Source organism: Cohnella cellulosilytica (assembly GCF_042431195.1).
Lineage (GTDB): Bacteria > Bacillota > Bacilli > Paenibacillales > Paenibacillaceae > Cohnella > Cohnella cellulosilytica.
This window is the reverse complement of record NZ_JBHMDN010000012.1, coordinates 105,139-129,091: the sequence shown is the minus strand read 5'-3', so window position 1 is coordinate 129,091 and position 23,953 is coordinate 105,139. Positions and strand designations below refer to the sequence as shown.

Annotated in this window: 26 protein-coding genes; 18 read left to right on the top strand and 8 right to left on the bottom strand. The window is 58.9% G+C overall.

Annotated elements, in window-relative coordinates; genetic code table 11:
* Window positions 1-7: 7 nt before the first annotated feature.
* On the top strand, window positions 8-709 hold the full coding sequence (locus tag ACFFT4_RS08980) for a response regulator transcription factor (protein WP_378047182.1): 702 nt from the start codon (window positions 8-10) through the stop codon (window positions 707-709).
* Window positions 706-2,058: a sensor histidine kinase gene (locus tag ACFFT4_RS08975; protein WP_378046894.1), complete on the top strand. Its 1,353-nt coding sequence runs from the start codon at window positions 706-708 to the stop codon at window positions 2,056-2,058. Before ACFFT4_RS08980 ends, ACFFT4_RS08975 begins: the two co-directional genes overlap by 4 nt.
* Window positions 2,059-2,379: 321 nt before the next feature.
* Here the strand turns inward: ACFFT4_RS08975 and ACFFT4_RS08970 are convergent, their stop codons facing one another.
* Window positions 2,380-2,865 carry a C40 family peptidase gene (locus ACFFT4_RS08970; protein ID WP_378046892.1) on the bottom strand — a complete coding sequence of 162 codons (486 nt, stop codon included), beginning with the start codon at window positions 2,863-2,865 and terminating at the stop codon, window positions 2,380-2,382.
* A gap of 288 nt (window positions 2,866-3,153) precedes the next feature.
* On the opposite strand from ACFFT4_RS08970, the gene ACFFT4_RS08965 reads away from it, so the two are divergent.
* Together ACFFT4_RS08965 and ACFFT4_RS08960 are read left to right on the top strand one after the other, a co-directional pair.
* Window positions 3,154-3,819: a GNAT family N-acetyltransferase gene (locus ACFFT4_RS08965; protein WP_378046890.1), complete on the top strand. Its 666-nt coding sequence runs from the start codon at window positions 3,154-3,156 to the stop codon at window positions 3,817-3,819.
* A 1-nt stretch (window position 3,820) separates the two neighbouring features.
* Window positions 3,821-4,492: a GNAT family N-acetyltransferase gene (locus ACFFT4_RS08960; protein WP_378046889.1), complete on the top strand. Its 672-nt coding sequence runs from the start codon at window positions 3,821-3,823 to the stop codon at window positions 4,490-4,492.
* Here ACFFT4_RS08960 and ACFFT4_RS08955 read toward each other — a convergent pair.
* The 3 genes from ACFFT4_RS08955 to ACFFT4_RS08945 are packed head-to-tail and all read right to left on the bottom strand — an operon-like array spanning window position 4,487 to window position 8,156.
* Window positions 4,487-5,644 carry a Ger(x)C family spore germination protein gene (locus tag ACFFT4_RS08955; protein ID WP_378046887.1) on the bottom strand — a complete coding sequence of 386 codons (1,158 nt, stop codon included), beginning with the start codon at window positions 5,642-5,644 and terminating at the stop codon, window positions 4,487-4,489. The genes ACFFT4_RS08960 and ACFFT4_RS08955 overlap by 6 nt on opposite strands.
* Before the next feature lie 14 nt (window positions 5,645-5,658).
* Complete coding sequence (locus ACFFT4_RS08950) at window positions 5,659-7,083, bottom strand: spore germination protein (protein WP_378046886.1); 1,425 nt, start codon at window positions 7,081-7,083, stop codon at window positions 5,659-5,661.
* Complete coding sequence (locus tag ACFFT4_RS08945; RefSeq protein WP_378046885.1) at window positions 7,080-8,156, bottom strand: GerAB/ArcD/ProY family transporter; 1,077 nt, start codon at window positions 8,154-8,156, stop codon at window positions 7,080-7,082. The genes ACFFT4_RS08950 and ACFFT4_RS08945 overlap by 4 nt, the downstream gene beginning before the upstream one ends.
* Before the next feature lie 82 nt (window positions 8,157-8,238).
* Between ACFFT4_RS08945 and ACFFT4_RS08940 the strand changes: the two genes are divergently transcribed.
* On the top strand, window positions 8,239-9,012 hold the full coding sequence (locus ACFFT4_RS08940) for an MBL fold metallo-hydrolase (protein WP_378046883.1): 774 nt from the start codon (window positions 8,239-8,241) through the stop codon (window positions 9,010-9,012).
* Here ACFFT4_RS08940 and ACFFT4_RS08935 read toward each other — a convergent pair.
* Window positions 9,009-9,662, bottom strand: a complete 654-nt coding sequence (locus ACFFT4_RS08935) for a thiamine diphosphokinase (protein WP_378046882.1) — start codon at window positions 9,660-9,662, stop codon at window positions 9,009-9,011. The two genes, ACFFT4_RS08940 and ACFFT4_RS08935, sit on opposite strands and share 4 nt — an antisense overlap.
* Window positions 9,663-9,816: 154 nt before the next feature.
* On the opposite strand from ACFFT4_RS08935, the gene ACFFT4_RS08930 reads away from it, so the two are divergent.
* Together ACFFT4_RS08930 and ACFFT4_RS08925 are read left to right on the top strand one after the other, a co-directional pair.
* Complete coding sequence (locus ACFFT4_RS08930; RefSeq protein ID WP_378046881.1) at window positions 9,817-10,452, top strand: trimeric intracellular cation channel family protein; 636 nt, start codon at window positions 9,817-9,819, stop codon at window positions 10,450-10,452.
* On the top strand, window positions 10,449-10,925 hold the full coding sequence (locus ACFFT4_RS08925) for a low molecular weight protein-tyrosine-phosphatase (protein WP_378046879.1): 477 nt from the start codon (window positions 10,449-10,451) through the stop codon (window positions 10,923-10,925). Before ACFFT4_RS08930 ends, ACFFT4_RS08925 begins: the two co-directional genes overlap by 4 nt.
* Here the strand turns inward: ACFFT4_RS08925 and ACFFT4_RS08920 are convergent, their stop codons facing one another.
* Entirely contained in the window at window positions 10,926-11,678 is a 753-nt protein-coding gene (locus ACFFT4_RS08920) for an alpha/beta hydrolase (protein ID WP_378046877.1), read from the bottom strand.
* A gap of 243 nt (window positions 11,679-11,921) precedes the next feature.
* On the opposite strand from ACFFT4_RS08920, the gene pdhA reads away from it, so the two are divergent.
* The 10 genes from pdhA (at window position 11,922) to ACFFT4_RS08870 (ending at window position 22,450) form a co-directional block, all read left to right on the top strand.
* Window positions 11,922-13,025 carry a pyruvate dehydrogenase (acetyl-transferring) E1 component subunit alpha gene (gene pdhA, locus ACFFT4_RS08915; RefSeq protein ID WP_378046875.1) on the top strand — a complete coding sequence of 368 codons (1,104 nt, stop codon included), beginning with the start codon at window positions 11,922-11,924 and terminating at the stop codon, window positions 13,023-13,025.
* A gap of 62 nt (window positions 13,026-13,087) precedes the next feature.
* Window positions 13,088-14,065 carry an alpha-ketoacid dehydrogenase subunit beta gene (locus tag ACFFT4_RS08910; RefSeq protein WP_378046873.1) on the top strand — a complete coding sequence of 326 codons (978 nt, stop codon included), beginning with the start codon at window positions 13,088-13,090 and terminating at the stop codon, window positions 14,063-14,065.
* An 85-nt stretch (window positions 14,066-14,150) separates the two neighbouring features.
* A complete protein-coding gene (locus tag ACFFT4_RS08905; protein ID WP_378046871.1) occupies window positions 14,151-15,479 on the top strand; it encodes a dihydrolipoamide acetyltransferase family protein in 1,329 nt (442 codons plus the stop codon).
* A gap of 3 nt (window positions 15,480-15,482) precedes the next feature.
* Window positions 15,483-16,904 (top strand): dihydrolipoyl dehydrogenase, encoded by a 1,422-nt coding sequence (lpdA, locus tag ACFFT4_RS08900; protein ID WP_378046869.1) that lies wholly within the window; start codon window positions 15,483-15,485, stop codon window positions 16,902-16,904.
* A gap of 174 nt (window positions 16,905-17,078) precedes the next feature.
* Window positions 17,079-17,573 carry an acyl-CoA thioesterase gene (locus ACFFT4_RS08895; protein ID WP_378046867.1) on the top strand — a complete coding sequence of 165 codons (495 nt, stop codon included), beginning with the start codon at window positions 17,079-17,081 and terminating at the stop codon, window positions 17,571-17,573.
* Window positions 17,574-17,776: 203 nt separating this feature from the next.
* The gene (thyA, locus tag ACFFT4_RS08890; protein ID WP_378046866.1) at window positions 17,777-18,571 is read left to right on the top strand and encodes a thymidylate synthase; all 795 of its coding nucleotides are present in this window, start codon (window positions 17,777-17,779) and stop codon (window positions 18,569-18,571) included.
* Window positions 18,572-18,598: 27 nt separating this feature from the next.
* The gene (locus tag ACFFT4_RS08885; RefSeq protein WP_378046864.1) at window positions 18,599-19,090 is read left to right on the top strand and encodes a dihydrofolate reductase; all 492 of its coding nucleotides are present in this window, start codon (window positions 18,599-18,601) and stop codon (window positions 19,088-19,090) included.
* Between the two features lie 130 nt (window positions 19,091-19,220).
* Entirely contained in the window at window positions 19,221-20,711 is a 1,491-nt protein-coding gene (locus tag ACFFT4_RS08880; RefSeq protein WP_378046862.1) for a glutamate synthase subunit beta, read from the top strand.
* Between the two features lie 80 nt (window positions 20,712-20,791).
* Window positions 20,792-21,118: a hypothetical protein gene (locus tag ACFFT4_RS08875; protein WP_378046861.1), complete on the top strand. Its 327-nt coding sequence runs from the start codon at window positions 20,792-20,794 to the stop codon at window positions 21,116-21,118.
* 231 nt (window positions 21,119-21,349) lie between these two features.
* Entirely contained in the window at window positions 21,350-22,450 is a 1,101-nt protein-coding gene (locus ACFFT4_RS08870) for a serine/threonine-protein kinase (RefSeq protein WP_378046859.1), read from the top strand.
* A gap of 114 nt (window positions 22,451-22,564) precedes the next feature.
* On the opposite strand, the gene ACFFT4_RS08865 is transcribed toward ACFFT4_RS08870, so the two are convergent.
* On the bottom strand, window positions 22,565-23,317 hold the full coding sequence (locus ACFFT4_RS08865) for an HAD family hydrolase (protein WP_378046857.1): 753 nt from the start codon (window positions 23,315-23,317) through the stop codon (window positions 22,565-22,567).
* A 135-nt stretch (window positions 23,318-23,452) separates the two neighbouring features.
* On the opposite strand from ACFFT4_RS08865, the gene ACFFT4_RS08860 reads away from it, so the two are divergent.
* On the top strand, window positions 23,453-23,590 hold the full coding sequence (locus ACFFT4_RS08860) for a hypothetical protein (RefSeq protein ID WP_378046856.1): 138 nt from the start codon (window positions 23,453-23,455) through the stop codon (window positions 23,588-23,590).
* A gap of 32 nt (window positions 23,591-23,622) precedes the next feature.
* Here ACFFT4_RS08860 and ACFFT4_RS08855 read toward each other — a convergent pair whose 3' ends face one another.
* A complete protein-coding gene (locus tag ACFFT4_RS08855) occupies window positions 23,623-23,853 on the bottom strand; it encodes a hypothetical protein (RefSeq protein WP_378046854.1) in 231 nt (76 codons plus the stop codon).
* Between the last annotated feature and the right edge of the window lie 100 nt (window positions 23,854-23,953).

Sequence of the window (23,953 nt, the reverse complement as noted above, 5' to 3'; positions counted from 1 at the left end):
GGTGAAGATGATGAAAAATGAAAATATATTGATTATCGAAGACGAGGATTCGATCGCGAGAATTTTGGAGCTTGAGCTGGAGCACGAAGGCTACGGCGTCGGCAGGGCGGCCGACGGACGCAAAGGTCTGGAGATGGCCGTGTCCGGGGAATGGGACCTTGTGCTGCTGGACGTCATGCTGCCCGAGCTGAACGGAATCGAAGTGCTGCGCCGGCTGCGCCAGAACGACGCCGCCGTCCCGGTCATTTTGCTGACGGCGAGAGATACGGTTCCCGACAAGGTGAGCGGCTTCGAGCACGGCGCGAACGACTATATTACGAAGCCGTTTGCGATGGAGGAATTGCTGGCCAGGGTCCGCAACCTGCTGCGGATTTTCAAGGCGTCGCGGGAAGGCGAGAGCGAGGACGTGCTCAAGATCGGCGATCTGACGATCGAGCTGCTGACGCGCAAAGTGTATCGCAAGGACCATTCCATCGACCTGACGCCCCGCGAATTCGAGCTGCTGCTGTATTTGGCGCGCAACAAGAACGAGGAGAAGACGCGCGATGAAATATTGTCCGACGTCTGGGGCTACGAATATATCGGCGACACGAACGTCGTCGACGTTTACATTCGGTACTTGCGCCAGAAGATGGACAAGGGTTACCGGCATAAGCTGCTGCACACGGTGCGCGGAGTCGGATATATGCTGAAGGAGCCCGATGCATGACCCTTAGATCCAGATTTACCCTGTTCACGGTTTTCTGGTTGATTTTTATTTTGATTCTGTACAATATTTTCGTTTATTTCTTCGTTATCCGGGTGACGACGCGGGGCGAGCAGCAGCTGCTTACGAGCAAAGCCGATCTGGTCATCGAGTCGCTGCGCAAGCGGGGCATGCAGGGGCTCGACGAGCCCAAGCTGCTCAGCGATATGTACAATTACAACGAGATGATGAGAATCATCGTCGGCGAACAGGTTGTCAACAAGGTCGGAACGGACGAGGAGCTGCTCTCGATCCCTTCGCAGTCCCAAGTGTACAACTACTCGGATACGATGCAGATCAACGGCCAGCGCGTGCTGTTTCTGTCCAAGCCGATCTTCGATCAAGGCCGAATGGTCGGCACGATAGAGGCGGCCCGCCGGCTGACGGTGCTGGACAGCTACTTGCAGATTCTGGTCGGCGCCCTGACCGTAACGAGCATCGGGGCGGTCGTGTTCGCCATTTTCGGCACGTATTGGTTTACGTCGCGTCTGACGGGGCCGATCGGCCAGATGGTGCAGACGATGCGGGAGATCGACCGGAGCGGCAAGCTCTATCGCGTCAAGCTGAACGGCCGGGAGGAATCGGTCGAGCTGCAGCAGATGGTGCGGGCCTTTAACCAGATGATCGACCGGCTCGATCGGACGATCGAGAGCCAGAAGCACTTCGTCGCCGACGCCTCGCACGAATTGAAGACGCCGCTTACGGTCATTTCCAGCTATGCGGATATGATGAAGCGTTGGGGCAGGGATAACGCCGCGATTCGGGACGAAGCGATCGAGGCGATCGCGAGGGAAACCGAGCGGCTGCAAAATTTGATCCGTTCGATGCTGACGCTGGCCGAGGCGGAGCAGGACAACTGGCTGAACGTGTCGCGCTTCGACGTCGTGAGTGTCGTCCGGGAGCTGTCCGAGGTGCTGGGCAAGACGTTCGAGCGCAATATCCGGGTGCATTCGGATCAGCATTTCGTCTATATGCGGGGAGATAAGGAGAAGATCAGGCAGCTGCTGCTCATTCTGATCGACAATGCGTTGAAATACAGCAAGGAGCCGATCGACGTGCGGGTTCGCAATCAGAAGAACGGCATCAAGCTGGAGGTGACCGATTACGGCATCGGCGTTCCCGAGAGCGAGATTCCGAACATGTTCCAGCGTTTCTACCGGGTGGACGAGGCGCGCCATCGTTCGACGGGGGGAAGCGGCCTCGGTCTGTCGATCGCCAAAAAAATCATCGACGTCCACGAGGGCAGCGTAGAGGTTTACAGCAAGCCGGGGAACGGCACGACAATATCGATCCAGCTTCCGCGCAAAATTTGACCGGGAGAAGGAGCGGATCTGCAAAGCAAAAGAGACGTACCGAACGATAATCGATGGAATGTTGCAAGTCGCATCTATCTCCTTCCGCTGCTATACGATCCTGAAATTTTGAACTGGCAAACCCGTAAATGGGTCATTTCAGGAACGTATAAGGCAGTCTCCAGGAGATAGATGCTTCTTCTTTACCATCTACCATCTACCATCTTGTACGTCTCTTTTTATTGAAATAGCTCCGCAACCGTCTTCCAACCATTTCCGGCTCTCGACCGGAGATTAAGCGCAACCTTGCGCCCCGGCAGCGCGTCTATGGAGATAGAACCGTTAAAGCACGCGGCGGGCGGTGACGTAGGCTTGCTTCCAGTGGCTCGTGTTCAGGGAGGAATAGGTGACTCCCGGCTTGCCGTACGTGTGGAGCATTTTGTTGTTGCCTACGTATACGCCGACGTGGCCGATTTTCTTGCCCGTGCGGGAGGTCGTGAAGAATACGAGATCCCCGCGCTTCAGATTGCTTTTGGCCACCTTGACGCCTTTCTTGGCTTGGTCGCTGGAGACGCGCGGCAGCTTGATGCCGTACTTGCCGTAAATGTATTGCGTAAAGCTCGAGCAGTCGAAGGCGGAGGTCGAGCCGGAAGGCGCTCCGAAACGATACTTCACGCCGAGATATTTTTGTCCAAGAGATATAATTTTGTCCGCTTTCGTCGCGGCCGACGCTTGCGGGGCTTGTCCGAAGGCGAGTCCGGCAAACCCGATCGCCGCGCACAGGCTGACGCCGATCGCTTGGCGGACGAGCTTTTGCTTCAAATTCATGCTGATTCCTCCAATGTGTCCGAATTTCATAACTCCCGAGATTGAGTATAGCAGAGCCGGGTTTCCCTAAGCTTTTCCAAGGAGAGGGAATAAACGGGCATCTGAACGGTTTGAATCGCATTCTTAGAAAACCATGAGAATTTTCTCATGGCTTGTTTGGCGTCGGCGCTTCTTCTCGAAGCGTTGGCGATAACCTGAAAATGGCTTGCTCCTTGTCGCCGGCTTCCTATACTATAAGAAGAGGGTTCGGGAGGAACCGGACCTTGATCGGCAGGTGGAGGTGAAGACATGCTCAAACAGTTGATATTACCCGACGACCGCCGAATGCTGCCGCTCACGATTCGCAATTACGGGAGGGGGGACTTCGCGAATTTGATCGCCCTGCAGGAGCGGTGCTTTCCGCCGCCTTTTCCGTCCGAGCTGTGGTGGAACGAGGAGCAGCTGACGGAGCATGCGTCCCGGTTTCCGGAAGGCGCGCTGTGCGCCGAAGCGGGAGGGGAGATCGTAGGGTCGATGACGGCGCTGCGGGTGACGGTTCCGCGCGATCGGCCGCACGATTGGGCCGAGATGACAGACAACGGTTACATACGCAATCACGAGCCGGACGGCGATACGATCTACGTCGTCGATCTGTGCGTCGATCCGCGCTGCCGCAAGCTGGGGCTGGGAAAATGGCTGATGCAATCGATGTACGAGACAGTCGTTCATCTGGGCTGCAGACGATTGCTCGGAGGGGGGCGCATGCCCGGGTACAAGACGCATGCGGACAAGCTGGGACCCGAAGAATACGTGCGCAAGGTATGCGAAGGCGAGTTGCGCGACCCGGTCCTTACGTTTATGCTGCGCTGCGGCCGGCTGCCGGCCGGAATCGCCGCCGATTACCTGGAGGACGAGCAATCGTTGAATTACGCGGCGTTAATGGAGTGGCGAAATCCTTTTATAATGGAGAGATAATATGGAGTATATACGCGTTCGTTCAATTGAAGATCCGAAGTTTGCGGACATGCACCGCCTGATGAGCGCCATCTTTCCGCCCGAGGAAGTGCTGGCGTTCGAGCTCTGGAAGGAGCCGATCGAAGATCCCGACATTCACGTGTACGTCGCGGTTCACGAAGGCGCCGTCGTGGGGGCTACGGAGTATCGCTACTATCCGGAGCTGCGCGTGGCGATGACCGATTTTACGATTATCGGCACGGCGGGACTCGGCATCGGCCGGTTCCTCTACGTGGAGCGTTCGAGAGACGTCGAGCGGCTGCAGAAGGAGAGCGGTACGGAGTCGCTTGGGATGTTCGCGGAAATCTATCGTCCGCATTCGGTGTCTTCGCTGAAGTTCGGCAACGTGCTGCCGATGCATCCGGCCGTCAGGCGCGAGGTGCTGTCCCATATCGGCTATCGGAAGCTCGATCTGGCCTACGTCCATCCGTCGTGGGATCACGAGGGCAAGGCGGTCGCCGAGCTCGATCTCGGTTTTTTCCCGCAGGACGAGACGCGACGCACGCTGCCGGCGGCACTGATCGTCCGCTTCCTCCGCCAATATTATTCGGCGCTGCCGAACAAACCGGCGGAGTGGGAGGACATGATCCGCGAGCTGGAAACGCGAGGCGAGGTCGAGCTGCTGCCGCTATAAACCGGCGATCCGCGCTTTATATTTGCCGGAGTGCAGGATGTTCGCTTGAACGCGGACCGAGTCGAGCTCGGAGTTCAGAAACTCTTCTTCGCGCAGATAGGTTTTCCAGTCCGAATAATGGTATTTGAAAATCGGGTAGCTCAGGTTCAGCACGTCCGAGCGGATGCGCTTGCCCGTGTCATAGGTTTTTCTCACGTCCTGCTCGATCTGCCGCTCCAGCATTTGCTTCATTTCCGATTCGTCGATATTTTCCAGCATTTCGTCGATAAAGGATTTGACCTTAATGTCGACGGAGAAGCGAAGCCGGCCGTCCCGGATCGCGTAACGAACCTTGAAATCCTTCGTACGGACGACGAAAATGACGGAGGGCTTGTTTTCGGATTCAATCGCAAGCGGTACCCGGAACATTTTTTTGTCCAGGTACCGCTTGCCTTTTAGCTGATCCATGCTCAGTTCGCCCAAGTAATCGGTTCCCTTGAAGAAATAGGCGCCTTTGAGCGTCAGCAGAGGCACTTCCTTGCCGCCCTCCAGCCATTCCGAATGTTCGAGCGCAAGGTTGGGCAGCACGGCGGTTTTTCCTTTTTCGTAGGTGTCGGACAGAAAACGATACAGGTAGACCGGCTGGATCGAGGAAAACTGTCGGTACGATTCGTCCGGCTTCATCAGCAGCGATTCGTACATGGAACGGTTGTAAAAAGGCAGCGCGTTCAGCAGCTTCTCGATCCGCTCCTCCGTGCCGAACACCCACAGGTTGTAGCGAACTTCCCGATAACGGTTGATCAGGTCGGTCAGATCGACGATGCCGATGCTGCGCAGCGCCCGCTTTGTAAAGATCATCGCCTTCAGATGTCCCCAGTAAATCGGGATTTGCTCGGACCGGTATACCTTGAAGATCGCATCGGTGAGCGATTCGCCTCTGCCGATGGCGACGACGTCCTTCTGCTTGGATTCGATCGGCGCTCCTTCCCGCTTGGCGATTCCGGAAAATTGGGAGGACTGGAGATAAACGACGAATTGTCCGTTCTCGTGATCGATGCTCATTGAAGTCAAATAGTTCATCCTGTCGACGTTCTTGTAATCCCAGCAGCCGGAGATCGCGGCCGTCAGAAGAACGACCGGCAGCAGAGCGGCCAGCTTCAATAGTTTCGACACAGCGGCTCATTCCTTTACGATCGCTTTTTTAAGTATCCGGGAACGAAAGCGCCCAGCTTGCGCGGGTACATGAGCAGCGCTCGGCCGATATCCTTCGCCGAGATCGGAGCCAGCGGGGCGAGGAAGGAAACTCCGAACGACGTCAGGCTCGTCATGTAGACAAGCAGGAACAGGACGGACAGCATAAACCCGTACGCGCCCAGGGTCGCGCTGATAAAGACCGAGGAGTAGCGCAAAATGCTGACGGTGCCGCTAAGCGTCTGGCTGATGAGCGTGGAACCGGCCACGGTCGAGATGGCGGCGACGACGACCATCGAAGGGGAGATCAGCCCGGCCCGGATAGCCGCGTCTCCGATAATAAGGCCGCCGACGACCGTCAGCGTCTGGCCGATCATCGCCGGCAGTCGATAGCCCGCCTCCTTGAACATTTCCAGAAGCGTCAGCACGAGCACCATCTCCATCGGGGTGCTCAGCGGAATGCCGATTCTCGTCGTCACGATGGTGGCGAGCAGCGGAAACGGAATTTGATCCTGATGGTAACCCGTGAGCGCGATGTAAAAGCCGGGCAGGAAAATGGCGACGAGCAGGCTGAACAGGCGCAGCAGCTGTCCGAAGGAGGCGGAGAGAAAGTTGAAATGCGCATCCTCCGGGGTTTTGAGCAGCATGGAGAGCGAGATCGGGGCGATCATCGCTCCGGGAACGCCGTCAATGACAATCGCGAACCGTCCTCTGAGCACGCAGGACGTGACGAAATCCGGCCTTCCGGTATAGACCGTAAGCGGGAACAGGCTGAAGGGAGTGTCGGAGATCACTTCCTCCAGCTGCGAGGCGCTGATCAGCTCCTCGATCCGGTCGCCGATCTTGTTGAGCCGTTCGCGAATGTCCGCGAGCAGGCCGGGGCCGATTTTCTCCGAATCGAACACAAGTCCCACCTTCGTCGCCGTTTTCGTGCCGATCTCGTACGTCTCGAACGAGACGGTATGAACGGGCATATAACGTCTGAGCAGGCCGAAGTTCGTCTCAATCGATTCCACCAGCCCGTTCTTGGGACCGCGAATGGACACCTCGATATTCGATTCCTCGGTATTTCGTTCGGGAAATCGGGCCGCATGGAACGAATAGAACGCGCCAAGCCGAGGGAATCCGATCAGCACCTCGCCGCCGAACAGATGGGCGTCCGTCTTCGAGGGGGCCAGATCGCTCAGCCTCTCCAGGAGGATCGAGGCGCGATCCATATCTTCCGGCTTCCCGAGCCTGGTCTGGCGATAAAGCTTCCGAATTTCCGGCAGCAGCAGCCGATTGATCAATTGGATGTCGCATAACGCCGGACAGAAGATCAAGGTTGCGCGCTCGCGGGTGTCCAAAGGCACGACGTCGAAGAAAACGTCCGCGTTGCCGCGATATCTGCGGGCGATCGTTTCGAGGGCATCGGTAGTCATGGAAGCGCTCCTTGGCTTTTTTTGGGAGGGAGGGCGAACAGCACGAGAAGAACCGCTCCCATCGCGATCAAGGCGTAGAAATCCGTCGGAAAGTAATACTTGCTCAGCAGCGCGATGAAGGCGATATCTCCGATCGGATAGAGGGTCAAGCCCAGAATCGCCAGGAAAGCGATAGGAAGCGCGTATTTATGGTGATTGAAAAAGTGGTCGATCAGCCACAAAATAAAGCTTAGCCGCACGAACGCTCCGCTTACCCATTGAAAGATGGACAGGAAGTCGACATGCTCGATGAAGGAGCCGATTTTGACGAGCCGCCATTCCTCGAAGGACGGGTAACGCTGCATCGCGCCTTCGACCGGACCAAACTCCGAGATGCTGCCCATGAGCGGGCCCAGGGTCAGGCCCGCCAGCAGCGCCGCAAGCAGCAGCAAATGCCGGTATTTGATCGGGGTGGAGACGCGATGCTGGACGAACACGAGCAGCAGAATTTCCACAAGACCGGCGCCGGCATAGGGAATGCCTTGCGCGAAGGCGCCCGTCCCGCGCTCGAAGACCGGGAACAGCAGGCCGTAGTCCTTGTGCGGCCAATTAGCCGCCATGACGAATTCGCCGAAAGCCACGATAAACGGAAGCAGGATGCCGGCGGACAGGGCGACGGTGCGCAGTCCCCTCGAGGCCGTGAACGTGCAGATCAGCAGAAAGGACGCGGCGACGACGTAGGGGGGCGTAAGCGGCAGGTAGGAGGACGTCGTCCACGTGGTCATGTCTTTGAGCGTAACGACGGAGGACAAGGTCAGGAAGATCGCGAACAGAATCGCGATCGTCCGGGAGACGACCGGACCGAAACGCTCGCCGAGATAGGCCAAGGCCGACCGCCGGTTCAACAGCTTGGCGGAGCGGGCGACCAGCAGGAAGAACGGGATAAGGATCAGGAACGTCGCGAGGGCCGCAATCCAGGCATCCCGGCCGGAGGCGTCCAGCAGCAAGGGAATGACGAGCACGTGATTGACAAGTCCGATCGATTGAATGAAAATCAGGCTGATCTGCAGCAGGGAGAAGGACGGGGTTTTCACAAGACAGCCTCCTCGCGGGAATAAACTTCCTTGTCATTGTTTGTCTTTCCCGCCTGGAAATATACGAGAATGGAGTCAAGGAATGCAGCTTACGTTTCTGGGAACCGGCGATTCCATGGGAACGCCGAGAGTGTATTGCGATTGCGGAGTGTGCGGGGAAGCGCGAACCGGCGGGTTGAACCGCCGCCTCCGTTCCTCGCTCTTGCTGGAGGAACGCGGGGAGCGTCCGCTGCTTCTGGATTGCGGTCCGGATTGGCGCGGGCAGATGGAAGCGGCTCATCTGCGCGGCCTCTCGCAGGCGCTGATCACCCATGCGCACTTCGATCATATCGGAGGTCTGACGGAGTGGGCGGATGCCTGCAGATGGCGCGAAGAGAGAGGCGAGCTGTACGCACCGAAGGAAGTGATACGGGAAATCGCCGCGCGCTTCCCCTGGATCGGCGGCCAGCTGGCGATGACCCCCAACGATGAGGGCATGAACTACGGGGAGTGGCGGATAACGCCATGGCGGGTGAATCACGGCAAGAACGGATACGCCTATGCTTATCGCTTCGAGAGCAGGGAGGACGGGCGGGCTTGGGCGTATTGCTCGGACTCGATCCATCTGGACGCGAAGCAGAAAGCGCCGCTCGGGGGCTTGTCGCTGCTCGTGCTGGGAACAAGCTTTGTCGTGGAAAATTATCCGGTCGAAACGCGGTCGGTCTACGATATGAGAGAGGGCTTGGAGCTGGTGAGGGAAGTGAAGGCGGAGCGGGCCGTCTTCACCCACTTGTCTCACGACGTCGACGTCCGGGCGGATTACGCTCTGCCGGTTAACGTAACGCTTGCGTTAACCGGCATGACCGCCTCCGTCTAGTCCCGGCTGCGAATGACGAGCAGCAGCCCGTCCGCAAGCTCGATCGTGCCGGATTCGGCCTCGAGCACATTGCTGATGCCCAGCGACCAGCCGAGCTTGAGCGTGGCGTCCTGCAGCGGGTAGCGGAAGCCGCGGAGCGTGACGCCGGCAGCCTCCATCGTCAGCGGCAGCAGCGAGACGTAGGGAAAACGGGCGTCCGCTTCGAGCTGGAGCCGATCGGCGCAGAGCCGGATTTCGTTGAATTCGTCGACGAGGGTCAGCGAGGCTCCACGCTCGTGCGCCTGCCGCAGCAGGTGCACGTTGCCGAGCGTGTGATCCAACCGCGTTCCCAGCGCTCCGGCGGCGACGATCCGCTTGAATCCGCGGTCCAGCGCTTCGCGCAGGGCCAGCTCGGTGTCGGTCCAATCCTTATCGAAGGCGTCGCAGGCGAGCAGCTGCTTGGCTTCGCTCGCGATCTGCCGCAGCTCTTCTTCGGTGACGGAATCGAAGTCTCCGAGCGCGAGATCGGGCTTCCGTCCGTGGCGGACAAGAAATTCGGCGCCGCGATCGGCGCCGATCAGATAGTCTCCGGGAGCCGCAAGCTCCAAAGCCCAGCCGCCCAGGCGGCCTCCGGCGAAAATAAACGCGCGCTCGTTATTCAAACGGGACATGGACAGCTCCTCCAGCAATTGGTTTTCGAAAGGATTCATTTATTTTAGCACAGACCGTTGCGGAACTGCAGAGCTTCCCGCTACAATGGGTAACGAAGCGCCCGCTTGTCCGCGGACGCGCATTGAATCGGACGCTTGCGAAGGAGAGTTGGAGTTGGAATTGGACGACGTGTTTCAAATATTCAGCTTGATCGGAACGATCGCGTTTGCGGTCAGCGGCTCGATCGTGGCGATGGAAGAGGATTACGACATTCTGGGCGTGTTCGTGCTCGGCCTCGTCACCGCGTTCGGGGGAGGCGTCATCCGCAATTTGCTGATCGGCGTTCCGGTCACGACGCTGTGGAGCCAGGGGCTGTTCCTGAAGACGGCGGGCATCTCGATTCTGATCGTATTCGTGCTGCCGATCGCCTGGATTCACCATTGGAAGCGAAGCGAAGCGTTCTTCGACGCGATCGGCCTGTCGGCCTTTGCGATCCAGGGGGCGCTGTACGCGGTGAAGGCGAACCTGCCGCTCAGCGCGGTCATGGTGGCGGCGATGCTGACCGGAATCGGCGGAGGGATGGTTCGGGACATTATGGCCGGCAGGAAACCGCTTGTGCTCCGGGACGAAATTTACGCCGTCTGGGCGCTGGCCGCCGGACTCGTCATCGGGCTGTCGAAGCTGCAGGCGCCCTGGTTTTTATTCGTTCTATTCTTGTTCGTCGTTGCGTTCCGCATGCTGTCCGTACATTATAAATGGAAGCTGCCGCGCCGTTCGCTGGGCGCGGCGTCAGGAGGTACGTCCGTATGAGTTATTCCGTGCTGTTCGTCTGTTTGGGAAATATATGCCGTTCTCCGATGGCGGAGGCGGTTATGCGTCATCTGATCGAGCGGGAAGGGTTAAGCGGCCGGGTAACGGTCGATTCGGCCGGCACGGGCGATTGGCATGTCGGCCGGCCGCCTCACGAAGGGACGCGCGGTCTGCTCGACCGCTACGGCATCTCCTATCAAGGCATGAAGGCTCGCCAGCTGTCCGTGCGGGACGGCGGAGACTTCGATCTGATCGTGGCGATGGATACGCAGAACGAGAAGGACATCCGGGCAAGGCTCGGCGCTTCGTCCAAGGCGGAAGTCGTCCGCTTCTTGTCCTTGCTGCCGGAGCGCGGCCTGACGGATGTGCCCGACCCGTACTATACGGGCAACTTCGACGAAGTGTACGAGCTGATCGGCGAAGGCTGCGAGAAGCTGCTGGCCCGCATCAGGGAGCGGCTCCCGCAGCGCTGATCAGCCGAGCGGCCGAGGCTCCGGTCCCAGGAAAGCGGACAGGGCCTCCGGCAGCTCGCGCTGCCAAAATCCCCATTTATGTTCCCCGTCTTTCTCCGAGTAGAGTACTTGGGCCCCTTTTTCCCGCAGCAGCTTCTCCGCCTTGCGATTCAATTCCACGAAATCGAACGTCCCGCGGTCGGTGGCGAATTCCGTTTCCTGCAGGCCGACGATCATCCATACGCTCAGCCGCTCCAGCGAAGGAGCGCTGCGGATCTGCTCCATATACGGGTCGTAGAAAGCGCCCGAGAGCGACAGAATCCGGCTGAACAAATCCGGGTAGGCCAGCGCCAGCGACACCGACACGGCTCCGCCGAGAGAATCGCCGGCGAGCAGGCGCTGTTCCGGCACGTCCCGTACGGGATATTGCGATTCCGCCCACGGGATGAGTTCCTCCGCGAAAAAACGGGTATAAGGAACATAGCGTTCTCCGTCCGGAACATATTCCGACGTGCGCACCTTTACGTTCACGTCGACTCCGACAACGATAAAAGGATCCCAATCTTCTTCCAATATCAGTCTTTGTGCATGCGTGGCGATTCGGCCGAAATTGAAAAATTCTTCTCCATCCTGACAATAAACGACAGGATAGCTCATCCAGGGCTGATAGCCGGGGGGCAAATAGACCCGGACCGGGCGGCTGCCTTCCGGAAGCCAGCGGCTGGGGACATCGTGTCTATGGATCGTTCTCTTGAATAACGGATTGTCGCTCATGGGGCAACCTCCTTGGCAGGTATGGGATTTGGCGGGCATGGGCAAACCAATTGAGGGCGCGATCGGTAAATTGTACTACACTGTATCACGGTATTTTAAACCCTGTTATATGAACATGAATAGGAGAAAAGCTTTATAAAATAAGGATTTTACGACTTTTTCTTTGACCAATTCACTTAAACAGGGATATAATAATTCTATAACAGAAAGCCCTCTTCCACAATCAAAGATGAGGTGAACCCAATGAGCAAAGTATCCACGGAAGCTCCGGAGGTTAAATCCGGCGCTCTACCGCACGTCGTTCAATCCGAAGATGTCAAGCCGCTGCAGATTCTGTCTGTCGACGGCGAAGTGATCAATCCGGAGCATATGCCCAAGCTCTCGGACGATCAATTAAAAGAAGTTATGTACCGCATGGTATTTACGCGCACGTGGGACGACCGCGCCGTCAACCTCGGCCGTCAAGGCCGCCTGGGCTTCTACGCTCCGGTATCCGGACAGGAAGCGACGATGGTCGGCAGCGAATATGCGCTTACGAAGGACGATTTCGTCTGCCCGGGCTACCGCGACATGCCGCAGATCGTATGGCACGGCTTGCCGCTCTATCAAGCTTTCCTGTATTCCCGCGGCCATCAGCACGGAGGCCAGATTCCCGAAGGCGTGAACGTTCTGATGCCGCAGATTATTATCGGCGCCCAGATCTTGCACGCGACGGGCATCGGCATGGGCTTCAAGCTGAAAGGCGAGAAGCGCGTCGCCATTACGTATACCGGAGACGGCGGCTCCTCCGAGGGCGATTTCTACGAAGGCATGAACTTCGCGGGCTCCTTTAAGCTGCCGGTGATCTATTTCGTGCAAAACAACGGCTATGCGATTACGACCCCGTACGCGAAGCAGACGGGCGCGCAATCGATCGCGCATAAAGCGCTGGCCGCCGGCATCCGCGGCGTGCAGGTCGACGGAATGGACGTGCTGGCTGTCATCTCCGCCGTGCAGGAAGCGGCCGAAATCGGACGCAGCGGCGGCGGCGCGACGCTGATCGAAGGGCTGACCTACCGTTTCCGTCCTCACTCGATGGCGGACGACGCGACGAAATATCGCACGAAGGAAGAAGAGCAGGAGTGGAACGAGAAGGACCCGATCGTTCGCTTCGGCAAGTTTCTGGCGAAGAAGGGGCTGTGGTCGGAAGAGGACACGGCTCGCGTGAAGGAAGAAGCCAAGGCCGCGGTGAACGAGCACATCAAGAAGGCGGAGCAAACCGAGAAGATGACGGTTGCCGGCCTGATCGACTCGATGTTCGAACAAACTCCGCCGCATCTGGAAGAGCAGAAGGCGGATTTCCAATAAACGCAATCCATTCCTAAACGGCCGCTGTCGGCCTTAACTTAGATGACGGGGGAGTATACAGCATGGCGCAAATGACAATGATTGACGCGATCCGCGACGCGATGCGGGTTGAGCTCGCGCGCGATTCCAGCGTGCTTGTGTTCGGGGAAGACGTCGGCCACGTCGGCGGCGTATTCCGCGCGACGGAAGGGCTGCAGAAGGAATTCGGCGAACAGCGCGTATTCGATACGCCGTTGGCCGAGTCCGCCATCGGCGGCCTCGCGGTCGGCCTGGGAACGCAGGGCTTCCGTCCGATCGCGGAAATTCAATTCGTAGGCTTCATCTATGAAGCGCTCGACCAGATGTTCGTTCAAGCCGCGCGCATGCGCTACCGTTCGGGCGGACGCTATCACGCGCCGATCGTCTTCCGCACGCCGTTCGGCGGCGGCGTCAAAGCGGCCGAGCTGCACACGGATTCGCTGGAAGGGCTTGCGCTCCAGACGCCGGGCATCAAGGTCATCGTTCCTTCCAATCCATACGACGCGAAGGGCCTGCTGATCTCGGCGATTCGCGACAACGATCCGGTCTTTTTCATGGAACATCTTAACCTGTATCGCGCGTTCCGCGCCGAGGTGCCGGAAGGCGAATATACGGTGCCGATCGGCAAAGCCAACGTCGTTCGCGAGGGCAAGGACATTACGATCATCGCTTACGGCCTGATGGTTCATACGGCCGTGAAGGCGGCGGAAGAACTGGAGAAGAACGGCGTATCCGCGGAAGTTATCGACCTGCGCACGCTGATGCCGCTCGATATCGACACGATCGTCGCTTCGATCCAGAAGACGAATCGGGCGATCGTCGTGCAGGAGGCGCAGAAAACTTCCGGCGCCGCGGCGGAAATCATCGCCCAGATCAACGAAAAGGCGATTTTGCACCTGGAGGCTCCGGTGCTGCGCTGCGCGGGTCCCGACACGGTGTATCCGTACGCGCAGATCGAAGACGCATGGCTGCCGACTCCGGCGCGCATCGTGAAAACCGCCAATCAAGTGCTGCAGTTCTAATCAGACAAATTCGGGGTCCCCAAAAAGGTATCGGAACGGCTGCAAGGCCGCGTCGCTTTGCGGGGTAAGATGAGGAGGGTTCCAGGTGACGAGATTCGAATATCGGTTCCCGGAACTCGGCGAAGGGATGCACGAGGGCGAAATCGTCAAAGTGCTCATCGCGCCGGGACAGACGGTAACGGACGAAGATATTATTATGGAAGTGCAGAACGACAAGGCGGTCGTGGAAGTTCCGTGTCCGGTCAACGGCAAAGTGCTTGAAGTGCTGGCCAAAGACGGACAAGTTATGCATATCGGCGAAGTGGTCGCCGTGATCGAAGCGGAAGGCGACGTGCCCGACCAGGTTCCGGCGGCGGACAGCCACGCCCAGCCTGCCGGCGACAACAGCGCGACCGGCGGCGCGGATACGAAGGGCGAGCCCGCGCAGCAGCCGGCAGCGGAAGCCGCTGCGGCGCCTGCTGCTCCTGCGGCGGCGGCTCAGCCGGCGTCGAACGCGCTCGTGCTGGCGACGCCTAGCGTGCGCAAGCTGGCGCGCGAGAAGGGCGTTGCGATCGCGGAAGTGTCCGGCAGCGGCAAGAACGGCCGCATTACCCGCGAGGACGTGCTCGGCTACGCCTCCGGCGGCGCTCCGAAGGCTGCGGAAGAGGCAGCGGAAGCTCCGGCGGCAGCAGCGGCTGCGGCTCCGAAAGCGGCGGCCGTCGTAAGCGGACCGGGCGTCGAAGAGCGTGTGCCGTTCAAGGGCATCCGCAAGGCAATCGCCAATGCGATGGTTAAATCCGTCTATACGGCGCCGCACGTGACGCTGATGGACGAGATCGACGTATCCGCGCTTGTGGCGCTGCGCACCAAAGCGAAGCCCGTCGCCGAGAAGAAGGGCGTCAAGCTGACCTACTTGCCGTTTATCGTGAAGGCGCTCGTCGCCGCTTGCCGCGAATTCCCGGCCTTGAACGCGATGATCGACGAAGCGGCCAACGAAATCGTGTACAAGAAATATTACAATATCGGCATCGCGACGGATACGGACAACGGCTTGCTCGTTCCGGTCGTGTTCGACGCCGATCGCAAGAACATCTGGACGATCGCCAACGAGATTCGCGATCTGGCGACCCGCGGCCGCGACGGCAAGCTGGGCGCAGGCGAGCTGAAGGGCAGCACGATCTCGATTACGAACATCGGCTCCGCCGGCGGCATGTTCTTCACGCCGGTCATCAACTTCCCGGAGGTGGCGATTCTCGGCACGGGACGCATCTCGGAGAAAGCCGTCGTCAGGAACGGCGAGATTGTCGCCGCTCCGGTCATGGCTCTGTCGCTCAGCTTCGATCACCGCATTATCGACGGCGCAACGGCGCAAAACTTCTTAAATTACATCAAGCAGCTGCTTAACGATCCGGAACTGCTTGTCATGGAGGTGTAATTCATGGTCGTAGGAGATGCTTCCCTAGACATTGATTTGCTCGTTATCGGTGCCGGCCCCGGCGGTTACGTCGCGGCCATCCGCGCCGCCCAACTGGGACAGAAGGTTATTATCGCGGACAAGGCCAAATTCGGCGGCGTCTGTCTAAACGTCGGCTGTATCCCGTCCAAGGCGCTGATCAATTCCGCGCACCACTTCGAGGCTATGCAGCATGCGACGGACTACGGTCTGTCCGCGGACAACGTCAACGTCGATTTCGGCAAAGTGCAGGACTACAAAAACTCGGTCGTGAACAAAATGACGAGCGGCGTGGAAATGCTGCTGAAGGCGAACAAGGTGCAAATGTTCCAGGGCGAGGTTATGTTCATTAACGAGAACGAAGCCCGTCTGTTCAACGATCAGGAGGCGCCGCGCTACCGCTTCAAAAACTGCATCATCGCGACCGGCTCCCGTCCGATCGAGCTGAAGCCGTTCCCGTTCGGCGGACGCATTCTGTCTTCGACCGAAGCGCTGTCCCTGCCCGAGCTGCCGAAGAGCCTCGTCGTCATCGGCGGCGGCTACATCGGCATCGAGCTGGGTCAAATGTACGCCAAGTTCGGCACGAAGGTAACGGTGCTCGAGGGCGCGGATACGATCCTTCCGGGCTTCGACAAGGATATGAGCCAACTGGTCGTCAAGAAGCTGAAGAAATCCGGCGTCGAGATCGTTAACGGCGCGCTGGCCAAGGGCGCGGAGCAGACCGACAAGGACGTAACGGTAACGTACGAAGTCGGCGGCGAGCAGAAGACGGTAACGGCCGACTACCTGCTCGTAACCGTTGGCCGTCGTCCGAACACCGACGGCGAGCTTGGTCTCGACTTGATCGGCGTAAACGTCGGCGAACGCGGACTGATCGAAGTCGACGAGCAGTGCCGCACAAACATCAAGCACATCTTCGCAATCGGCGACATCGTGCCGGGCGCGGCTCTGGCGCATAAAGCGTCCTACGAAGCGAAGGTGGCCGCGGAAGCGATCGCCGGACTGCCTTCGAAGGTCGACTATAAGTGCATTCCCGCCGTCGCGTTCTCCGATCCCGAATGCGCAAGCGTCGGCTACACGGAGAAGGAAGCGAAGGAAAAGGGCCACAACGCCAAATCCAGCAAGTTCCCGTTCGGCGGCAACGGCCGCGCGGTAACGTTGAACGGTGCGGACGGCTTCATGAAGCTCGTTCACGATGCGGACACGGGCCTTGTGCTGGGCGCGCAAATCGCGGGCGTCGAAGCCTCGAACATGATCGCCGAGCTCGGCCTGGCGATCGAGATGGGCGCGACGATCGAGGATATCGCGCTGACGATTCACGCGCACCCGACGCTGGGCGAAATTACGATGGATACGGCGGAGCTCGCTATGGGCCATCCGATCCATACGCTTGCGCCCAAAGCTTAATTTACAGATAACGAAGCACGGCTTATCCTGCGCTGGCGACAGTGCGGAGGTAAGCCGTGCTTGTTTTTATGCGTCCGGAGGAAGACGCTCTATCCGGGCGGCGGGCGGCGATTGTTTTAATCCTGCGCTTCGGCATAAAATAATAAGCATAACGAGGAGGAGGCGGCGAACGCGATGAATGAAGGGACGGCCAGACCGGTCGGAAGATCCCGATCGGTTATGACGGAGCTTGTCTTTCCGACGGATACGAATCATCACGGCACGATGTTCGGCGGCACGCTGATGAAGTATATCGATAAAATATCGGCGATTGCCGCGATGCGCCATTGCGGGAAGACGGTTGTGACGGCATCGTCGGACAGTCTGGATTTCCTGGCGCCGATTCGGATGGGCGAGGCGGTCGAGCTGGAAGCGTTCGTCACCTGGACGAACCGCAGCTCGATGGAGGTGTACGTTGTCGTGCGGGCGGAAAATCTGTTTACCGGAGACCGCCGGGTGACCTGCACCGCTTTCTCGACGTTCGTCGCGCTGGGAGACGACGGCAAGCCGACGCCGGTTCCCGCCGTCGTTCCGGAGAACGAGGCCGAGCGCAAGCTGCACGAAAGCGCCCCGGAGCGCTACGAGCAGCGCAAGAAGCGGCGTTCCCAGCGGTTTTCCGTAACGGAATGAGACGGCGATAACGGCCTTACGTACGAGCGAGACTTGAGCTTGAACGCCCTGCATTGGAGCGGCGTGCCTGGCGTATGCAAGGCTGAGCGAAGAGTGACAGCCGTCGGGGCGAGTGGTACAATTTGAGTCTAAGATGAATTAAAATATCTCTCATTTCGCGTAGCTCCTTATCCACAAAAATTCGGTGTCGAGGTGTGTATTCGTTGCGTAATTACTTGGATTTGCTGCAGGATGTGCTGGATCATGGCGTGAAGAAGGAGGACCGCACGGGAACGGGGACGCTGTCCGTATTCGGCCGTCAGCTTCGCTTTGATTTGTCCGAAGGTTTTCCCCTCGTGACGACCAAACGCATTCATCTGAAATCGGTCGTTCACGAGCTGCTGTGGTTTCTGAAAGGCGAGACGAACGTTCGTTATTTGAAGGAAAACGGGGTCAGCATCTGGGACGAATGGGCTGACGAGAACGGCGACTTGGGCCCCGTCTATGGCTCGCAGTGGCGCGCCTGGGAGACGCCGGACGGCCGGACGATCGACCAGATTCAGCAGGTGGTGGAGGCCATCAAGCGCAATCCCGACTCGCGCCGCCATCTGGTCAGCGCCTGGAACGTGGCCGTCATTGACGAGATGAAGCTGCCGCCCTGCCATTTCGTGTTCCAGTTTTACGTTGCCGCTGGCAAACTGAGCTGCATGCTGACGATGCGTTCGGTCGATACGTTCCTGGGTCTGCCGTTCAACATCGCGTCGTATGCGCTGCTTACCCATATGGTCGCGCAGCAGTGCGGGCTGGAGGTCGGAGAGTTCATCTGGTCCGGCGGCGACGTTCACATTTACAGCAATCATCTGGAGCAGGTCAAGCTTCAGCTCGGCAGGGAGCCGCTTCCGCTTCCGAAGCTGAACATTTTGCGCAAGCCGGATTCGATTTTCGACTATGTGTATGAGGATTTCGAATTTGTCGGGTACGAGCATCATCCGGGGATCAAGGCGCCGGTAGCGGTATAAAAAGAAATTGAGCAGAGGAGGCTGGCGATGACGGTTACTTTAATAGCCGCGGTTGCGTCCAACGGGGTCATCGGCCGCGACAACGAGCTGCCGTGGCGGCTTCCCGCCGACATGGCGTACTTTAAGAGGCAGACGATGGGCAAGCCGGTATTGATGGGGCGCAAAACCTTCGAATCGCTGAGACGGCCGCTGAAGGAGCGGACAAACGTCGTTCTGTCGCGGACGCTCCGGGAGGCTCCCGAAGGCTGCGAACTGGTCGCGAAGATCGACGAAGCGCTGACGAAGTATCGGGATGAGGAATTGATGGTTATCGGCGGAGCCGAGATTTACCGGGCGACGCTGGAGGCGGCGGATCGACTGCTGCTGACGGAGCTGGCGGAGCCGTTCGAAGGGGACGCCGTCTTCCCCGAATTCGATCGCGCAGAGTGGCGGCTTGTCTCGCGGGAGGAGGGCGTTGTGGACGAGCGGAATCCGATTCCGCACGCCTACTGCGTCTATGAACGGGCCGGCAGCAAATAAGTGCAAACATTGCGACGGATAATCCATTGTGAGGATAAGCCCCATTTGTTAGGATGATCTATCATCGGCATACAAATGTTGCAAGGGGACGAACTCACAAAGATACCGACGGATATGGAGGTTTTGCACGATGTCGACACCTACGGGATTTATGGAATATAAGCGCGAGCTGCCGGCCGATCGCGACCCGCTTGCGCGCATTCAGGACTGGAACGAATTTCACCGGATGTTCTCCGAAGAGCAGCTTCGCACGCAAGGGGCGCGCTGCATGGATTGCGGAACTCCTTTCTGCCATACGGGCTTCGAGCTGGCCGGGAACGTCTCGGGCTGCCCGATCAACAACCTGATACCGGAGTGGAACAGCCTGGTTTACCGGGGGCTTTGGAGAGAGGCTTACGAGCGGCTGTCGAAGACGAACAACTTTCCGGAATTTACCGGGCGCGTCTGTCCGGCGCCGTGCGAAGGCTCCTGCACGGTCGGCCTGATCGGCGAATCGGTGACGATCAAGACGATCGAACAGGCGATTATCGACAAGGCGTTCGAGGAGGGCTGGGTCGTTCCGGAGCCGCCGAAGACGCGCACGGGCAAGAAGGTCGCCGTCGTCGGTTCCGGTCCGGCCGGACTGGCCGCCGCCGCGCAGCTGAACAAGGCCGGCCATACCGTCACGGTGTACGAGCGCGCGGATCGTCCGGGCGGGCTGCTGACGTACGGCATTCCGACGATGAAGCTGGAGAAGCACATCGTGCAGCGGCGCGTCGATCTGCTGGCCGCGGAAGGCATCCGGTTCGTCGTCAATACGGAGATCGGCAAGGATATTTCCGCGGCGGAGCTGACGGAGCAGTACGATGCGGTCGTGCTGTGCGGAGGCGCTACGAAAGCGCGTCCGATCGGCAACGTGGAAGGGCGCGACCTGAAGGGCATCTACCCGGCAATGGAGTATTTGAACAGCACGATCAAGAGCTATCTCGACAACGGCCTGCAGGAAGGCACGTACATTTCCGGCAAGGACAAGAACGTCATCGTCATCGGCGGCGGGGACACGGGCACGGACTGCGTCGCTACGGCGCTGCGCCACGGCTGTTCGAGCATTACGCAGTTCGGCACGCATGCGAAGGCGCCGCTTGAGCGCGATTCGCTCAACAACCCGTGGCCGGAATATCCGAACGTGTACACGCTCGACTACGCTCACGAGGAAGCGAAAGCTCTGTACGGCCAAGATCCCCGTGCGTTCTCGGTGCTGACGAAGAAATTCACGGGCGACGAGGACGGCAACGTGAAGGAGCTTCACACCGTGCAGATCCGCCGCTATGTGGACGAGCAAGGCCGCAAAATCTACGAGGAAATCCCCGGCACCGAGCAAGTATGGCCGGCGGATCTCGTGCTTGTCGCCGTCGGCTTCGAAGGACCGGAGCGTACGCTGATCGACCAGCTCGGCCTGGAGACGGACCGCCGCTCGAACGTGAAAGCCCCGTACGGCAAATATACGACAAACGTGGACAAAGTATTCGCGGCCGGAGATATGAGGCGCGGACAGAGCCTGATCGTCTGGGCGATCAACGAAGGCCGCGAAGCGGCCCGGGAAGTCGACGGTTACTTGATGGGAAGCACGTTGCTCCCGTAACGAATATCGGTTATCTTAAAGAGGTCGTTCCGGTTGCGGGGACGGCCTCTTTTTCACGGACAGACGGGGAGGAAAAAGCAATGATTCGGTACGGAGACGAGATGTGGTCCGAGCTGCGGTTCACGGGCTTTCAATATCGGGCGGAACGCAGGGACGGACAGTGGGTCGACGTTGCCTTGCGGCCGGAGACGGAGGAAGGGACGCCGCTGCCGGAGGAGCTGGACGACTTGGAAATTATCGCGGTATGCACCCATGACGGTCACCCGATTCAGCTCGTGACGCAGGACGGAGGCGTCGATTGCGAATATCAGCTTTCGGAGTGGGAACAGGAGCAGGTCAACGCGTTTATCCGCACCGAGACGGTCAGGCTCGCGATTGTCGAAGCGGCTTCGGCGGGCGGAGAGTAACGGCGGACGAACCTCGGCAGAAGCGCTAACGACTGACGAGCCTCGAACGAAGCAGTCAATGGCCGATGGCCCTCGAACAGAGTCGATAATGACCGACGGACCCGAACGGAGTCGAGAACGGCCGATCATTCGTCCAGAGCTGGTTCCGAAGACAGGGCTTCCCCCAAATCTTTCCTGTATGATACACTTGTGACTGGCGAGGATCGATTCAGGACGGGGGAGGGGCCTATTATGGAAAGTGCGGCTTTGCTGTCGCCTACGGATATCCATACGATTCGCAGATACGTGCAGACCAAATATGCTCCGCTGCCCGACGGACGACGCGCCGAGATCGTTGCCGACGCGATTCGCCGGGCGCTCGCACGGAGAATGCCGGACGTGCCGGAGGATTTGAAGCGCCGCATGATCGACCGGTTGATCAGCCGCTGTCTGGTCGGGGAGAAACGGGATATCCGGCCCGACGACGTGCTTGATTTGTTCGCGGAGCTCGGGCAGGACGACGAACGGCTCGCGGATCGTTTGCTGGAACCGATTCTGGAGTGGGCGAACGCGCGGACGCAGAGAAGATGGAGCCCGGAGCAGCTGTCCACCCGGTTGGAGCGGCACAGGGGACAGGCCCCTCTCGCGGCGGCAGAACCGTTTGCCGGAGACGAGCCGCAGGAGGAAGAACTGCTCGTCCGTAACGGCTGGAGAGCGTCGGCCTGGGCGGCCGTAAGAAGCTTGGCCAAGCCTGCACCTGCCGTCGTATTGGCGTCCGTCCTGACGCTGGGAACGGCGGGAACGCTGATCGCGCTGAACGCGGAGCGTCCCGCGCCCGCAGCCCGGACGGCCGAGTCGGAACCTGCCTCGCCAGTGGAAGTCCCGGCGCCGGTACCCGACAAGGGCATGCCGCAAACACTCAAATACGCGGACATCGACGAAGCGGCGCTTGTCGCCTATTTGAACAGCAGAGATTCCCTGCTCGCGGAGGAGCCCTATTTCGATGCGATTATGGCAACCGCTCGCGAGTACGATCTTCATCCGCACCTTCTGTTCGCCATTACCGGCCAGGAACAAGGCTTTGTGCCCAAGACGGCCAAGCAGGCGCGGCAGATCGCGAACAATCCTTTTAACGTCGGACACAGCTGGATGGAATACAATACGGATATCGCCAATTCGGCGGGGATCGCCGCCAGGCTGCTCGTCAAGCTGGGCGATAGCCGGCCGGAAAATCAAGATCCGTTCGAGTGGTTTAACCGGACGTATGCCGAGGACCCGCTCTGGTCGGTCGGCGTTCGCAAAATTTTCGACAAGCTGAATGGGTTGAGCGAGGAGAGACAGGCGTCCCGTTAGCGTTAAGTTCAGAGGCGATTAATTTTCAACTATAAAAACGGGGCTGTTCCGGGTTCCAGGTCGTGTGACGACCGTTCCGGAGCAGCCCCGTTTCGTAGATGCGGAGGGAGGCGTTTACCCCGATTCCCGCATCAGAAGATCGTCGAGGTATTGGCGGATGGCGGGCGGGACCTGGGGCAGCTCCGAAAGAGTGAGCAGCGCTCCCCGGGGCATGGCGTCGATCGGAATGACGTTGTACGCCCATTCGGCTTCCTGCTTCAGGTAGACGGCGTTGATCCCGCAGTGCAGGGCCGGCAGCACGTCGGTTCTGACCGAGTTGCCGATCATCCACGTATTGCCGCGATCGAAGCCGCCGCTGGACAGGATTTGTTCCAGCGCATCCGTGTTTTTGTGCTGCCGGATGTAGATCCGGTCCTTGAAATAGCGTTCCAGGCGCATGCTCTCAATTTTGCGCAATTGGATCTCCGAGTCGCCCCCGGTATACAGATGAAGCTCATGGCCGCTGGCGGAGAGCGATTCGAGCGTTTCGTCCATCATCGGATAGGGCTCGATCTCGAGCGCGTAGACGCTGTTGCCGAGCTTCCACAGCTGATCCTCCTCCAAGGCCGAGCGAGCTCGTCCCGTGACGCGCTGGAAGTAACGATACGTATCGATCATCGATTGGGGAAAATGCTCGCTCTTGAAGCCGAGCACTTGAACGCCGGCGATATCGATCTCCGTCTGCTTGGCCGCGATCTCTTCCTTTCGAACGCCCGCGGGTCCGAACCATTCGGCCAGCCGGTCGGCGAAGCGATCCAGGGTATCGTGAAAATATTTGTTGCAGTACACCAACGTATCGTCAAGGTCGAATAAAATTTGTTGCTTCATAAGATGCAGATCTCCTTAAATCCTTTTCATTCCGTTTTTCTCATTATGGCTTGCGGCGCAGGGTTTGTAAATGAGTGAAAAGAGGAAAACTAGAAGTAACCCTTCCGGACGATCGAAGGGCAAGGGGTGAGTTCTATGGCGCAAAAAATGTCCCGAAGCTCGAACGAGCCGATGAAGCCCTCCGGAGTGAAGGAGCACAAGGAAGAGCTGGAGATCAGAAAAATGAGGCGGCTCCCGCCCAGCTTGAACGGAATCAACAAAAACCTGCCCTGATCAAGCCGGGGGGAAACAGCGTCTCGCTTGCGTCAAGCGTATTTGATAATCTTCTCCGCCAAGTCGCGCTTAATCAAGCGAATGCGCTGACGGACGTAGAAGTCGTAGCTGCCCCCGCTGAGCTCGCGGGGGCTCATCGTGTTGCCCGTGTCGTTATCAACGATGACCAGCTTCCCGTCGTCGTAAAATTTGAAGGTCAAGTCTCTAGACGGTCTGGCGCCTCTGGGAGGCTCCAAGTAACGGAGATGTTCGCAGTTCACCATCCATTATCCCACCTTGGAAACAGTGTGGGGAACTTATGTTCCCTTTTTCATTATAGCAAACGTTTGTTCGTATGGCAAGGGATGGGATTATACCGTACAC